The organism is Ignavibacteriota bacterium (assembly GCA_016218045.1).
In the GTDB taxonomy this organism is placed as follows: Bacteria; Bacteroidota; Ignavibacteria; order SZUA-365; family SZUA-365; genus JACRFB01.
The window spans coordinates 15,868-30,966 of the sequence record JACRFB010000001.1 but is presented as its reverse complement, the minus strand read 5'-3'; the positions used below and the strand labels follow the sequence as shown (position 1 = coordinate 30,966).

The following is a 15,099-nucleotide window of genomic DNA, read 5'->3' as shown; positions in this document are numbered from 1 at the left end:
CACCCGGAAACATCCGATGACCATCGACGGCAGCAGTATTCTCATCACCGGCGGAACTGGATCCTTCGGGAAGCAGTTCGTGGCCACGCTTCTCGAACGATATCCTTCCGTGAAACGACTCGTGATTTTTTCACGGGACGAGTTGAAGCAGTTCGAGATGGCGCAGATGTATCCTCACGAACGCTACCCGCAGATCCGTTTCTTCCTCGGCGACGTGCGGGATCTCGACCGTATGCGCCGCGCCCTGGAAGGAATCGAGATCGTGATACACGCGGCGGCGCTGAAACAAGTGCCCGCGGCGGAATACAATCCGATGGAGTTTATCAAGACAAACATCATCGGCGCCGAAAACGTGATCACCGCCTCGCTGGAACTCGGTGTGCGACGTGTCGTTGCGTTGTCGACCGATAAAGCCGCTGCGCCGATCAATCTGTACGGAGCAACCAAGCTGTGTTCCGATAAACTGTTTCTCGCGGCGAACAACATCAAGGGCGGGCGCGACATCCGTTTCTCGGTCGTCCGGTACGGGAACGTCATGGGCTCTCGCGGTTCCGTCATCCCGTTTTTCCTCGCGCGGCGGGCCACGGGCGTCATTCCCATCACACATCCCGAGATGACACGATTCAACATCCCGCTCAGCGAGGGAGTCGATCTGGTATTACACGCGATCGATGAGGCATGGGGAGGGGAATTGATCGTGCCGAAAATCCCGTCGTACAGGATTCTCGATCTCGCCCGGGCCATTGCGCCCGAATGCCGTACCGAAATTGTGGGGATCCGTCCCGGCGAAAAAATTCACGAGGAGATGATCACCTCATCCGATTCGTTTTATTGCTGGGACCTCGGGACGCATTACGTCATTCTTCCGACACAGCCGATATGGCCCATCGACGATTTTCGCACCGCAAAAAACGCCACCGCCGTGCCGGCGGGATTCCAGTACAACAGCGGGACCAATACCGAATGGCTCGATGTTGAAACATTGCGCCACCTGATACGTCTGCATGTCGATCCGGGATTTACGGCATGAACACACCCATGCGCATACCCTACGGGCGCCAGGAGATCACCGAAGCGGATATCGCCGCGGTGATCGAGGTGTTGCAGTCGGAGTACCTCACACAGGGACCGGCGGTCGATGCGTTCGAGACCGCCTTTGCGACGTATGTGGGAAGCCGCTTTGCGGTTGCGGTTGCCAACGGTACCGCCGCTCTCCACCTCGGAGCCCAGGCGTTGGGAGTGCACGCAGGGACGCGTGTTATAACAACGCCGATGACGTTCGCGGCATCGGCAAACTGCGTCCGCTACTGCGGCGGCGACGTCACATTCTGTGACATCGAAGAGGGGAGCTGGACTCTCGATCCGCGCCGTGTCAGGACAATGATAGAGTCCGCCCCTTCGGGCACTTTCAGTGGTATCATCCCGGTGGACTACGCGGGCTTGCCCGCGGATCTACCCTCCCTACACGCCATCGCGAGGGAGCACGGTATGTGGATCATGCATGACGCATGTCATTCGCCAGGGGCGACGTTTCTGGATACGGTCGGAAGCAACCGCCGCTGCGGCGACGGATCACATGCGGACCTTACAGTTTTTTCTTTTCATCCCGTAAAACATATCGCCACGGGTGAAGGCGGGATGATCACAACCAACAACGAGGAGTTGTACCATCGGCTTCGTGTGCTCCGCACGCACGGCATCACGCGGGAACCAGCGCTCATGCATGAGCAGCATGGGGGATGGTATTACGAGATGCAGGAACTGGGGTATAATTACCGGCTCACCGATATTCAGGCCGCGCTCGGTCTCTCGCAGTTGTCTCGCGCGCAGGACAATCTCGAGAAGAGGCGGAGAATAGCGGACCGTTACCACTCCGCCCTCGCGGACCTCCCGCTGGAGCTGCCATACGGAAAAATCGGCCGCGATCATGCATGGCATCTCTTTGTAATTCGCAGCGGGCGGCGCCGCGAGCTGTACGATAATCTGCGCACGCGGGGCGTGTTCGCTCAGGTGCATTATATACCTGTGCACTTGATGCCATATTACCGTGCGCTCGGTTCGGCACCCGGAGATTGTCCGGTCGCGGAGCAGCATTACGCCCGCTGCCTGAGTCTGCCCATGTTCCCCTCCCTGCGCGACGACGAGTGGGATCATGTTGTCGCCTCCCTGCATGCCGCTGTCGGGGAATACCAGGATTGAAATTACGCATCGCGATCAGGACCGATGCCGGCGCAACGATGGGACACGGGCATGCGATACGTATGCTCGCATGCGCCCAGGCCGTGATCGATCGAGGCGGCGCCGTGCTGCTCTGCTCCGCGCAACTCCCGTCCAGTGTGCGCGAACAGTATCTCGCCGAAGGCGCCGAGGTGCACGTCATCGAAGCGGAGGCGGGATCGCAGCAGGACGCCACCGCGCTGCACCGTGAAGCCGCGGCCTTTCATGCCGGGTGGATCGTCGTCGATGGATATCAGTTTCATTCCTCGTATTTCGAAACACTGCGTGCGGAGGGACACCGCGTGTTGTGTATGGACGACACGGGCGCGGCCGCGCCGTACGCGGTCGATATCATAGTGAATCAAAACGTCCACGCGTCCGAGGTATTGTATACATCTTCCCGGCCAGACGCCACGTTGTTGCTCGGACCGGATTACGCACTGCTGCGCCGGGCTTTTCTCGCCGCACCAGTCTCGGATCGAGCGCCTGTCGCGCACCCCGCGCGCCTGCTCATCACGTTGGGCGGGAGTGACCCTGCAAATATCACGGCACGTGTGGTGCAGATCTTGTGCCGCGACGCGGGCGCGCTGCCAAACGTTCATGTACTGCTAGGAGGCGGATATATGCACGACACGGGGTGGATACAGTCCGCATCGAATGCCGGGCTGAACCTGACAGTACATCGGGATCACCACGACGTGGCGCTGCTGATGCGCGGCATGGATGTTGCGGTTTCTGCTGCTGGGAGTACTCTGCTGGAATTGGCGTATCTGGGTGTGCCCACGGTGGCGTTGATCACGGCCGAGAATCAGCGCGAAGCAGCCCGCGCCATCGACGCGAGAGGCGCGGCAATGCTTGTAACGCCCGATGATGGTGCCAACGTGATTGACGCACTTCGTCTGCTCCTGAACGATTCGCAGGTACGGGAAAAAATCGCGCGGCAGGCGCGTGCGCTCGTAGACGGCCTTGGCACGCAGCGTGTGCTCGATATACTCGCGTCGATGATGTAGTCTTTTTGCCCTGTTCCATTCACTCCAGGCAACCGGTATGACCTCTGATCCACAAATCCATTACCGCCGCGCAACCATGGACGACGCGCGTCTGCTCTTTGAGTGGGCAAACGATCCCGACGTCAGAGCTGCTTCTTTTTCCTCCGAACCCATTCCCTGGGAGGACCATCTGTCCTGGCTTGCACGAAGGATTGATGACGAGAATACAGTTTTACTTATGGCGATAAGTTCTGATAGTGTAGCAATCGGAGTGATTCGATGTCAAATAGACAATGGCGAAGGGACAATATCAATTACGATAGACCCAGAACAGCGCGGTAGGGGATTGAGTAAGTCCATTTTCGCTGAAGCCTCCCACTGGCTGTTCTCGAATACGCCAGTTGAGCGCATTCATGCATTCGTAAAGTTAAACAATGAGCGCTCACTCAAGATGGTTGTCTTCGCCGGATACGCGTTGCATGGACTGGTCACAATTAATGGGGAAGAAGCGAACCACCTTATTATTACAAAACCAGCGTTATGAAAGATAATATCACCATCGATCATTATTTAATTGGTGGCGCTAGCCGTGCTTTCATTATCGCCGAAATATCTGCCAACCATAATCAACATCTCGGTACAGCGATCAATTTAATAAACGCCTCAAAGGCCTCTGGTGCTGATGCGGTAAAATTCCAAACGTACACTGCTGATACCATCACCTTCCGATCCGACAAAGAATACTTTCGGATTGCCGGGGGAACATTATGGGATGGTCGTACGCTGCACGATCTGTATCGTGAGGCCTACACACCATGGGAATGGTTTCCCGAGTTGTTTGCCGCCGCACGAGAGGCAGGGCTGCTTGCGTTCTCCACACCATTTGATGATACCGCGGTTGATTTTCTCGAACGCTTGGATCCCCCGGCATACAAGGTGGCTTCACTGGAACTTGTGGATCTGCCCCTGCTTGACACCATCGCGCGCACAGGAAAACCGATCTTGATGTCGACCGGGGCCGCCACGCTCGAGGAAATAGACGAGGCGATGGAGGCCATCGCGGCCGCCGGGGCGGAGGAGGTGGCCCTCCTGAAATGTACGAGTGCTTACCCGGCGAAACCCGACGACATGCATCTTGCCACCATTCCAGACCTGGCGCAGAGGTACAGAGTGCCGGTCGGTCTCTCCGACCACAGCACGGGAATCGCCGTGCCTGTTGCCGCTGTTGCGCTCGGGGCGAGAATTATCGAGAAACATCTTACGATGCACCGCTCCGACGGTGGACCCGACAGCGCCTTTTCCTTGGAGCCCGACGAGTTCCGGGCCATGGTCGACGCGGTGCGTGTTGCGGAGAAGGCGATAGGACACGTCAACTACACGGTGCAGGACGCGGAAGCCGCGAGCCGTTCATTCCGGCGCTCCCTCTTTGTCGTTGCGCCCGTACGAGCCGGAGAAGTATTCACACGGGAAAACGTCCGCTCCATTCGGCCCGCACACGGAATTGCGCCAAAACATCTCGCGGCAATCCTCGGCGGACGTGCTCTGTACGATATTGAAGCAGGGACACCTTTATCGTGGGACATGATAGAGCGCGCGTAGGCGGGCAGCGCGCTGCTGCGCCGGATACGTCGTCGTGGTACGATCGCTGGCTGATGTATCGCGACGCTGTCGCCTCATTGCGCCATCGTCATCCCGAGGTGCTCGCGTTGGGTATGGAACTCGTCTATCCATTTCCACTGCGTTTGAGATTAACCCGCCTGTTTCGAGATACAATAGGCGCGGTACGTAAAATTGCCGCTTACATACTCACACGTCCGGTAGATCTCCGAGAGACGGCCCATCATCCCGTGGTACTCGCGTATCACCAGATATTGACCAATGCCCGCGGTACGATGGAGTTGCTCGCCCAGCGTGCGCGCTCGGCGGGAGTCGACGCGGTCCTTTTCGGTCCGCAAGGCGGAAACGGAGAAGTGGCAGACGCGGCGGGTGTGCCGGCGAGGTTGTCCTCTTATATCAATCATGCTCCGTCGAAACGTGCCGCGATCCGGTGTGCCGTCCGTGCATTTCGCGTCGCGATGGGCCTCACCGTGACGCTGATACAACACAGCGGCCTGAGTCTCGCTGGTGTGTGGATCAATCCGCTGTCGTTGTGGCTCCGTGTGCTCCGCGTCTCACAACGAATCACCGCATACGGGAGATATCTCGGGAGCGTACACGCAAGAGCCGTCGTCGTGACGCACGAAAGGTTTGCACCCTGCAGCGAGCTGCTCACCGCCGCGCGGTCACTCGGACTTCCCGTGCTGCATTATCATCACGGTTTTTCCACCATCCACGAACATCCGTATCTGGCGACCACCGTGTGTGTGTGGAACCGGACCGATGAAAGGATGCTCCTGTCTTATCTGCCCGATGACGATGTGCCCAACATACACATCACGGGTAACGCGGAATTCGATCTAATTCTCGAGGGTGCGGATATCGCGGCCGATCTGCAGCGCGACGCCGTACTCCGCAGACAGAGCAGCGGCCGCCCGGTCGTTCTGGTCCTGTCGCAGTTTGTCGAAGCCATCCCCCGGCTCGTCGAAGGCACTCGGAACATGCTCTCCCTGCTGCTACCTGTTGCAACCGCCAACCCGGAGTGGTATTTCCTTATCAAGGAACATCATGTAGGAGACAGGATCGGTGAATCCGCGGTCTGCGCGGAACTGCGCGCACTCGGAAACACGGGGCTTCTCGGATACACCGACGCGACACTTCCGGAGCTTCTCCGCTGCCCCACAGTGCGTGTGGTGCTCTCCGCATCCTCCACGGGATTGTATCTGGCGGCAGGAGTCGGAAAAACGGCAGGGCGGCTCTTGGTACATGGAATGGATGAGCCCATTGATCTTATCGATGAGGTCGCTGTTCCGATTCGTGAAGGAAGGGAGCTGATAACACTTCTCCGTGGGCTGGATGACGCAACAGCAGGGCATCCTCTCTCACGTGAGAGTGATGACGACCATTCGCCATTTCCTCACCGTGGATGTTCTGTGGATGAACTTCTCCGACTCGTATTACAAACCGGATGACATCTGTATGATCATCACCGGAAACCATCCGTCTGAGTGCCGCCGCAGAGAATGATGCATACGTTACACGAAACACACGATGGCAACGGCCGGACAATCATTCGTCTGAATCAGGACGGTGGCGAGGTTCCTCGTTTTTCCGTGGTTATACCTACATATAACCGGGGACAGGTGTTGAAAGAAGCGGTTGTATCGCTGCAGATGCAGAACGAGAAGCGCTTCGAGATCATCGTGGTGGATAACGGCCCCTCCACAGACAATACCGAAGCGGTGATGCGTGCTCTCGCCGCGGGTGATCCCAGAATTATATATGTAATCACAACGGAACAGGGTGATTTTATTTCGCGTAACATCGGCTGCCGTATGGCCCGCGCGGATATCATCCTGAGCATGGACGACGACTGGGAGATGCTGGACCCGGATACTCTCGGATATATGATCGAGCGTTTTGCAGGCGATCCGTCACTGGGTGTGCTTGGACTCGGACACAGGGAAGTAGAGCTCGAAAGAGGGGTTTCCGGACTGCGGCGCTGGTGGTATCGGATCGCCCGCTACACCTATGCAGCCGGAAAAATATCACGATGGGGGCGCGTCTCGACACGAATGTATTATCTGCCGTATGGGATGGAACACCGGGTGGACCATGTGAAGGGTGCGTGTCAGGCGTTCCGTACGGACATCGCCAGGAGAGTGGGATTTTTTCCAACATTTTATACAAGTAACGGTATTGGCTATCGTTCCGAAACCGAACTCTGCCGGCGCTTTGTGCGGGCAGGGTATTACATCGAGTATTCCACACGGTACACAGGTCTTCACAAGGCAACCCCGCGCCCGCAGGGACTGCAGGAGCGTGCACGGACAATTGCCGCGGTGCGTCAATGGTCGCGCAACAATATGTTGTTTACAGCGCGCAACTACTGGTCGCCGGCCACCGCCTGGCTGTTTGCCGCGTACGACCTCTGTGTCGGGAACCGCAATCAGCCGGGCATGCTGCGTGTGTTCGGTCTGACACACTGGATGCAGATCTCGTTGCTGCGATCGAGTATACGTGGCAAGCTCGAGGGCTACCGTGATTACAGGCGCCGGTACTTCGACTTGTCGGTCACAGAATAAGTGTCAGACGTTAGCAGCATGACACGTGCCGCAATCGTGATACCCATGTATAGGGATATGATCGATCCACTGGAAGAACCCACGGTGCGTCATCTCCGCAAGCATCTCGCGGCGTGGGATACATTTTGTATTATTCCCGAACACTGTGTGTCAGGCGACTTTCCGTTTTCTCCCATAGTATTTCCGAACAAATTTTTTACCAGCATCGACGCGTACAGCACACTGTTACTCACGCCGAATTTTTATCGGAGGTTTGCTGCCTACGAGTTCATTCTCATCTGCCAGTTGGACGCGCTGGTTTTTGCGGACGATCTCAACCACTGGTGCGACGCGGGGTACGACTATATCGGGGCACCCGTGTACGTGCACAAGGATGATGATAGCTCGCCCGTGTTTGTTGGTAACGGCGGATTCAGCCTCCGTCGTGTCACGGCGTGTTTGCAGGTGCTCGAAAAATCCGGCCCGGCTCGAATAGGCGCTCTTCCCGGCGCCGCATTTCCCGCGGATGTTGCAATACTCCCGAAGTGGAAACAGTATCGGAAACTCTGGAGCATCCGCCGCGCGATGCGCCGGGGTGCCGAAAGCTACGCCGCGGCGTATCGTCTCAATGAAGACCTCTTCTGGTCGTTGCGTGCACCTCTGTTCGATCCCGACTTTTCCATCGCGCCGATCGAGGTCGCTTCCCGCTTCTCCGTGGAAAAAAATCCCCGTCACTGGGTGGCGATGAACGGTGGGGCGCTCCCGTTTGGATGCCACGCATGGGCAAAATGGGATAGGACTTTCTGGGAGCAGTACATAGTGCCATGACATATGCCGAGCGATGCCGCCGTATGGTGGCCCCATTGTCGCCACGCGCGGGCTGGCCCTATGACATGGTAGACACTTCTCAACCCGGACAGCCCGGAGACCCTCGTTTCAGCATCATCATCCCATCGTATCAACAGGGTGAATATCTCGAGGAGGCGATACGGAGCGTATTGTTGCAGGCGTACGACGATGTTGAGTGCATCGTGGTTGACGGAGGCAGCAACGACACCACGCCACACATTCTCGCCGCGTACAGGGATCTTCTGACCTGGTCGGTCAGCGAACCCGACCGCGGACAGGCCCATGCGGTGAACAAGGGTTTTGCCGTCGCGCAGGGTCGGCTTCTGACCTTCATGGGCAGCGACGACATGCTGATGCCCGGCGCGTTGCGCGATGCCGCCGAGCGCTGGAAGGCGGATCCGACATGCGGAGCGGTGACGGGCGCTTTTGTGTACATGGACAGCGCCTCCTGCATCATGTCATCACCTCGTCTTCCGTATGTGGAAGGGGGAACACCCGCCGATTTTAGCACAGGAACCTCGTACCGGCTGCATCAAGTGGCGACGTTTTATTCTGCCGCATGTCTCGACGAAGTGGGACGGACGGTCCAAGAAGAATTGCGTTACACAATGGACAGAGAATTGCTGATGCGTGTGGCTCGAGTGCGCGGCATCACTCTCTCGGAGGCGGTCTATGCCGCCTTCCGTATGCATGGTGCGAATAAAAGTGATGCCGACACTTTGCCGTTTTACAGGGAATTCGCCGCTCTCCCCTTGCGCTTCCTCGATGGCAACACCGCGGCCGACCGGTCGCGACGACGTACGGCGCGTCGCATCCTCGCGCATGGATACAGAAAATACGCATTGCAGTCACCGTCCCTTTGGAGGGGCGTGCTGTCGATGTTGCGTATGATGACCATAGCTCCGGGGTATGCGTGCCGCGTATCGAGTCTGAGATCGTGGATATATGTACTCAGACTGCGTCGACGCAGTCCCGAGACATTCGCATAACGTGACAAGGAGGCATCCGTTTCACGTTTACACCTGACACACCCACCGTCCCAACCAACACGATGAACGTTCTCGCCCTCATTCCCGCGCGTGCCGGCTCGAAGAGTCTGCGTGATAAAAACATTTATCCGTTCAAGGGCAAGCCCTTGCTCGCGCACAGCATCGAACAGGCGCTCGCCTGCGAGGCAATTCACCGCGTGCTGGTGAGCACCGACAGCGAGGAGTATGCGCGGATCGCCCGTGAATACGGGGCCGAGACGCCCTTCCTGCGTCCGCCCGAATTCGCGCAGGACAATAGCACGGATCTGGAAGTCTTCCATCACACGCTGACATGGATGAAGGAGAACGAGGGCGCGATTCCCGATATCTGCGTCCATCTGCGTCCCACGTATCCAATTCGCGACACGCGGGACATCACCGCGTGTATCGAGCAACTCGCCTCCGACAACAGTCTCGATTCGGTGCGCAGCATCTCGCCGGTACCCATCACGCCGTATAAAATGTGGACTCTTGGAGACGCGGACATGCTCGTCCCGGTGATGTCGTCCGATCTTCGTGAACCCTACAATATGCCGCGTCAGCAACTCCCGCGTGTATATTATCACAACGGATGCATCGACGTGGTGCGAAGCAGTGTGATACTCGAACAAGGACTGATGTCGGGGACGCGCATTCGCGGACACCTGATGGATCACTTCTTCGACATCGACGACCTGTTCGATCTCGAGAAGGCCGGCACGGGTGTGCTGCCCGATGTTCGCGGACGAACCTTTGCCTTCGACATCGACGGGGTACTCGCCACCATCGTGCGCGACATGCGGTACGACACCGCCGGCCCCATCCACGATTCGATTGCTCTTGTCAACCGTCTCTACGACGCGGGGAATACCATATTCCTGTATACGGCGCGCGGCACCATGACCGGTCTGGATTGGCGTGCGGTAACAGAGCGCCAGATGCAGGATTGGGGTGTGAAGTATCACCGGCTGTACATGGGAAAGCCGGGCGCGGATTACTATATCGACGATCGATTTACATCGCTGCATCTTATCGAGACAGCCCTGCGTCTGGGCAACACAGCGGATTCGTATTCTGTCACACTCTGAATTCACGTCAACGGCGACACATCATTCAAATTCCCCAGCATGACACGCACACTGCAGATCGGCTCGCGGCCCGTCGGTGACGGCCACCCCGTGTATATCATCGCCGAAATCGGCATCAACCACAACGGCAGTCTCGACAACGCAAAACGACTGATCGATGCTGCCAGTGATGCCGGGTGCGACGCGGTGAAATTTCAGAAACGTACTCCCGAGTTGTGTGTTCCCGAGGCCCAGAAGTCCAAAATGCGCGAGACTCCATGGGGTTATATAACATATCTCGAGTATCGGCATAAAGTGGAGTTCTGGAAAGAGGAGTATGAGGACATTGCAGAACACTGCCGCGCGCGCGGCATTGACTGGTTCGCCTCGTGCTGGGACGAGGAGGCCGTCGATTTTATGGAATCGTTCGATCCTCCGTGTTACAAGGTGCAGTCCGCCGCCGTCACGGATACTGCCCTGCTCGAGAAATTGCGAGGGACGGGGAAGCCATTGTTGTTATCGACGGGCATGTCCACCATGGACGAGATACGGTCCGCCGTGTCCTTGCTCGACGTCGAACGGCTGCTCATTATGCATGCAACAAGTACCTACCCGTGTCCCAACACACAACTGAATCTGAACATGATCAGGACGCTGCGCGATGTGTTCCCATGTCCGGTGGGCTACTCGGGGCATGAGGTCGGTCTCCCGACCACGGCGGCGGCGGTGGCACTCGGGGCGTGCGCGGTGGAACGCCACATCACCCTCGATCGCTCCATGTGGGGATCGGATCAGGCGGCATCCATCGAGCCCGGCGGATTTAAACGTCTCGTCACCTATATACGCGCCGTTGAGGATGCCCTCGGCGACGGAATCAAACAGGTCTATCCTGAAGAATCGATTGCCCGCGAACGCCTCCGTCGCGTATAAACCCCGCCTACGCGCCTTCAGTCTTTCGGCGGGCACGCACTTTCCACCTTCAACTTTCAACATAGCCCATCCATTGCCCCATCGCCCACATATCGTCCTGATCATCGTCCGCGGTGAAGCCGTTCGCAACTTTCTGTACTCCAGCGTCCTGCGACGACTCCACGAACATGCGCGTCTCACCGTGTTGACAGTGATAGAAGACGAAGCGTTCTTCGCTCCCGCGCGACAGTATATCGACGAAATCGTGCAGTTGACAGAGTATCCGGAACGCGGCTGGATCGTGCGTTTCAGGGCGCTGATTCACGATGCCCATTTTCGATGGTTATGGAGCAAGGTCGCGCAAAACGTGTGGGAGTTCGCTGATGCGCGCGCACACGGTACCAGTGCAAGGATCAAACTCGGGCTCAAACGCGCGGTACTGCGCACATTGGCCTTCAGGCCGCTTCTCTCGAGTATGACACGCCTGGAACAGGCCTTAAGCTGGTTTTTCCGACCCACGCGTGAACTCGACGATCTTTTCCGCCGTCTCGCTCCGGATCTGGTTTTTAATACCTCGCATATTCATGGGCAGGCGGGCGAATTACCGGCGAAAGTTGCTCGTCGCCTTGGGTATCGCGTGGCGGGTTTTATTTTTTCCTGGGACAATCTGACGTCGCGCAGCCGCATCTTTGTCCCGTACGACCATTATCTGGTCTGGCACGAACCGATGAAGAGGCAATTGCTGGACTTGTATCCCGGCATCCCGGAGAAAACTATTCATGTCACCGGTACACCGCAGTTCGATTTTCACTTCGATCCGCAGTATATACTTCCGAGGCAGGAATTATGTGCGCGTCTCGGAATAGATCCGGCACGTCCGTTCATTCTGTGGACCACCGGTGTGACGTTTCATTTTCGTGAGGAGGAAAAACACATCGAGACCGTTATCGGCATGCTCGAAAAGCTCGGTGTCAAGGATGTGCCGCAACTTGTCGTCCGCGTATATGTGAAAGGCCTCGGTGAAGAAATGCGCGCCTTCTCACGCCGCAGTTTTCCCGACGTCGTATTTCCCGCCGCGGGTTGGGACGAACGCTGGGCGACTCCACGGTATGACGATCTGGAGATGTACACGAGTCTTCTGCATCACGCCGCCGTGAGCATCAATGCCGCCTCCACCGTCACACTCGAATTTCTCATGCTCGACAAACCGGTCATCAACATCGGCTTCGATCCTCCGGGGAGTACGCTGGCACATGCGGACCGCTGGAGCCGGCACATCGACTTCGATCACTTCAAACCCATTGCCGAAAGTGGCGCAACAATGATCGCGCGATCGGTAGAGGACATGCATGCCATGCTGCAACGATCGCTGGAGAATCCGGCGGAACTACACGAGAAACGGCAGGCGTATATGGGTGCCGTGTTCGGAAACCTGCTTGATGGCCATGCCGGCGAGCGTGTTGCAGCCGTGTTGCTCGACATAGTGCGCTCGTATGCAGGCACAGGACGTGGATGATGGTTGTCATCACACACAGGCCGGACCTTGCCTAAACGTATGAAACACATTCTCCGCGGAACCATTGTTGCTCTCGAGCGAATGATGGGGACACGCCTCGTGACGGCGCGCACGCGGATCTACGGGGCGGAAACGGCCTCTATTTCACGTGTGCACCTGTTGAGCCCCGCATCAGGACACTCGCCGCAGGAACATGGAAACATAGTTCACGGAGTTGCCCAGGACTCCGTCTATAGTGTCGCTGTCGACGATGTTGTTCTCCGTCCGGCGAACGGGCGGATTTTCGACAGATATGGAGACAGTGTTGCCGATGGGGATTACGAGTACCGCTGGTATCTTCCACCCGCTGTGTATGCGGGGAAACGGCACCGCCCTTCGCACAGAGTTGAGGGTGCAAGTGCCTACATCGCAACATCGGACTGCCGGAATTATTATCACTGGCTTATCGACGGCATACTCCGGTTGTACACTCTGGAGGCGCGTGGGGAACCCCTCACGATAGTACATCCCGCGACTGTAGGTCCGGTAGTGCGGGAGTCGCTGGAATTGTGTCTTCCGCGTGGTTTTCAATTGCAATATGTGAATACCGCGGAGGAACTCGGCCTGGCCACGGCGATAATACCATCCTTTGTCTGCAATTCGGTCTCGTGGCGTATTCCCCTCCATCATCTGGAGCGGCTGCGGACAACGGTGTTTGAACGCCTCGTTTCGAAGGGCGGCGCGGCGCGCCGTATTTATGTGTCACGCGCCTCGGCAGTGAAGCGTGCCGTGCGCAACGAAGAGGCGCTGTTACGTGTCGTGAAGCGGCATGGGTTCACTGTTATCGATCCTGCACAACTCAGCTTTGTCGAACAAGTCAATACGTTTCGTCACGCTGAATGTATTGCCGGTCCTCATGGCGCGGGTTTGAGCAATATGGTATTCGCACCAGCAGGGTGCCGCATTCTCGAACTGGCGAATCATAACGCCGATGTCTTTTATTCGGACCTATCCGCGTCACTCGGATACGACCATGTTGTGGTGAGGCCGATGGGTGCTCTTCACGACGGTGAAATCGACCGGGAAGTACGGGGCGTCAACAAACGCAGGCATGCCGACGTGGAATACGATCTTGACGCCGTTTCTGAAGCGTGCGCAGCCGTGGCACGGCAGTAAGCATTTCCAGACCCTCCACTATAACGTCCGTCTAGAATCTAACAGTGTGTTAGACACTCAGCGGCTACGAGGCACGCTATACCTGCTCCGGGCCGTGTGTCCCGAGTGTGATATGCAATGTGGCATACAAAGCCACGGGAAAACATGATCATGACGAGTTTTATACGATCTCTTGGTAAAAGGCTGATTGGCGCGGCAGGGTACGAATTTCTCCGTAACGGCAAGGGAGGCATTGTACTACCACGCGGCGTGGACTGGTTTTTATGGCAGCGCGGCGTCCATCGCGCCATGTTCCGCAAGCATCTGCAGCAGGTTCTGAAGGCGCGGGCCATAGACCTGGTTCTCGATGTGGGGGCGAATGTCGGACAGTACGGACAAGGTCTGCGGGAATTGGGCTACACCGGCGACATCATCTCCTTCGAACCTGCGGCCGACCTGTTTTCACGGTTGCAACAAACGGCGCAGGGTGACGCTCGCTGGCGCGTCAAGTGCTGCGCTCTTGGCGAGGAGACTGGTACGGTTACGTTTAACAGAACACGCAACCCTCTGCTTTGCAGCGTTCTCACTCCAGGACCCGAGTACACGGACATAGTCGGCAGTGGGATGGATATCGTTGCAACCGAGCAGGTGGAATTGCGCCGTTTGGATGACCTATGGGAGGAATGCACCGAGGGCCTGCCGAATCGGCGCATCATGTTGAAGATGGATACACAGGGCTATAACGCGCAGGTGTTTGCAGGAGTGCGCGAACACGTGCATGAGATACAAGTGCTGCAGTCAGAACTCTCCGCTGGCGCTCTATATGTAAATGCAGCAAGTATGCTTGAAGAGCTGGGTGTTTATCAATCCTATAATTTTAGGGTATCCTGTATCCACCCCATCACCATTTCAAAAATATCACGCAACGCGATCGAGTACGACTGTGTGTTAAGTAAAGAAGAAAATAAATTATCAAAGTGATTGGAGTAACAAAGATTATAATAGCGTCTCAACCATTAGTTATGAATCAGATGAGTATTTTACGCCAAATAGCCCGATTGGTAAACATTTTGCCCGGGAAAAATATGCTGTTCAAATGTGTTAGGCCCTTTCGTCCTTCTCGACGACTTAAGAGAAGTTTGCGTTACTCGGGCAGGGTTTTTGTGAGAGTGAGTGATGAGTGTAAGTTTTACGTCTATTCAGATGCAAACGATATGTTTTGGGATGGCCTATCAGGATGTGGTGAACCAC

14 protein-coding genes are annotated in these 15,099 nt (G+C 56.8%); all 14 read left to right on the top strand.

The genetic code is table 11. The features are described from left to right. Window positions 1–16 precede the first annotated feature (16 nt). The 14 genes from pseB to HY962_00075 all read left to right on the top strand — a co-directional run bounded on the left by pseB (window position 17) and on the right by HY962_00075 (window position 14,829). Window positions 17–1,030 (top strand): UDP-N-acetylglucosamine 4,6-dehydratase (inverting), encoded by a 1,014-nt coding sequence (gene pseB, locus HY962_00140; GenBank protein ID MBI5645312.1) that lies wholly within the window; start codon window positions 17–19, stop codon window positions 1,028–1,030. After that, on the top strand, window positions 1,027–2,199 hold the full coding sequence (gene pseC / locus HY962_00135; protein ID MBI5645311.1) for a UDP-4-amino-4,6-dideoxy-N-acetyl-beta-L-altrosamine transaminase: 1,173 nt from the start codon (window positions 1,027–1,029) through the stop codon (window positions 2,197–2,199). The genes pseB and pseC overlap by 4 nt, the downstream gene beginning before the upstream one ends. Further along, a complete protein-coding gene (gene pseG, locus HY962_00130; GenBank protein ID MBI5645310.1) occupies window positions 2,196–3,227 on the top strand; it encodes a UDP-2,4-diacetamido-2,4,6-trideoxy-beta-L-altropyranose hydrolase in 1,032 nt (343 codons plus the stop codon). Before pseC ends, pseG begins: the two co-directional genes overlap by 4 nt. 37 nt (window positions 3,228–3,264) lie before the next feature. Next, complete coding sequence (locus HY962_00125; protein MBI5645309.1) at window positions 3,265–3,750, top strand: GNAT family N-acetyltransferase; 486 nt, start codon at window positions 3,265–3,267, stop codon at window positions 3,748–3,750. Then, window positions 3,747–4,805 carry a pseudaminic acid synthase gene (pseI, locus tag HY962_00120; protein ID MBI5645308.1) on the top strand — a complete coding sequence of 353 codons (1,059 nt, stop codon included), beginning with the start codon at window positions 3,747–3,749 and terminating at the stop codon, window positions 4,803–4,805. The genes HY962_00125 and pseI overlap by 4 nt, the downstream gene beginning before the upstream one ends. Continuing rightward, on the top strand, window positions 4,781–6,274 hold the full coding sequence (locus tag HY962_00115) for a hypothetical protein (protein MBI5645307.1): 1,494 nt from the start codon (window positions 4,781–4,783) through the stop codon (window positions 6,272–6,274). Before pseI ends, HY962_00115 begins: the two co-directional genes overlap by 25 nt. Before the next feature lie 51 nt (window positions 6,275–6,325). Further along, window positions 6,326–7,387, top strand: a complete 1,062-nt coding sequence (locus tag HY962_00110; protein ID MBI5645306.1) for a glycosyltransferase family 2 protein — start codon at window positions 6,326–6,328, stop codon at window positions 7,385–7,387. 18 nt (window positions 7,388–7,405) lie between these two features. Continuing rightward, window positions 7,406–8,194 carry a hypothetical protein gene (locus HY962_00105; protein ID MBI5645305.1) on the top strand — a complete coding sequence of 263 codons (789 nt, stop codon included), beginning with the start codon at window positions 7,406–7,408 and terminating at the stop codon, window positions 8,192–8,194. 65 nt (window positions 8,195–8,259) lie between these two features. After that, window positions 8,260–9,204, top strand: a complete 945-nt coding sequence (locus HY962_00100) for a glycosyltransferase (GenBank protein ID MBI5645304.1) — start codon at window positions 8,260–8,262, stop codon at window positions 9,202–9,204. Window positions 9,205–9,266: 62 nt separating this feature from the next. Further along, window positions 9,267–10,310, top strand: a complete 1,044-nt coding sequence (locus tag HY962_00095) for an acylneuraminate cytidylyltransferase family protein (GenBank protein ID MBI5645303.1) — start codon at window positions 9,267–9,269, stop codon at window positions 10,308–10,310. 39 nt (window positions 10,311–10,349) lie between these two features. Further along, window positions 10,350–11,219 carry an N-acetylneuraminate synthase family protein gene (locus HY962_00090; protein ID MBI5645302.1) on the top strand — a complete coding sequence of 290 codons (870 nt, stop codon included), beginning with the start codon at window positions 10,350–10,352 and terminating at the stop codon, window positions 11,217–11,219. Window positions 11,220–11,292: 73 nt separating this feature from the next. After that, window positions 11,293–12,714: a hypothetical protein gene (locus HY962_00085; GenBank protein ID MBI5645301.1), complete on the top strand. Its 1,422-nt coding sequence runs from the start codon at window positions 11,293–11,295 to the stop codon at window positions 12,712–12,714. Between the two features lie 39 nt (window positions 12,715–12,753). After that, window positions 12,754–13,869 carry a glycosyltransferase family 61 protein gene (locus HY962_00080; protein MBI5645300.1) on the top strand — a complete coding sequence of 372 codons (1,116 nt, stop codon included), beginning with the start codon at window positions 12,754–12,756 and terminating at the stop codon, window positions 13,867–13,869. Between the two features lie 144 nt (window positions 13,870–14,013). Then, window positions 14,014–14,829, top strand: coding sequence for an FkbM family methyltransferase (locus HY962_00075; protein MBI5645299.1), 816 nt, complete (start codon window positions 14,014–14,016; stop codon window positions 14,827–14,829). Window positions 14,830–15,099: the final 270 nt, after the last annotated feature.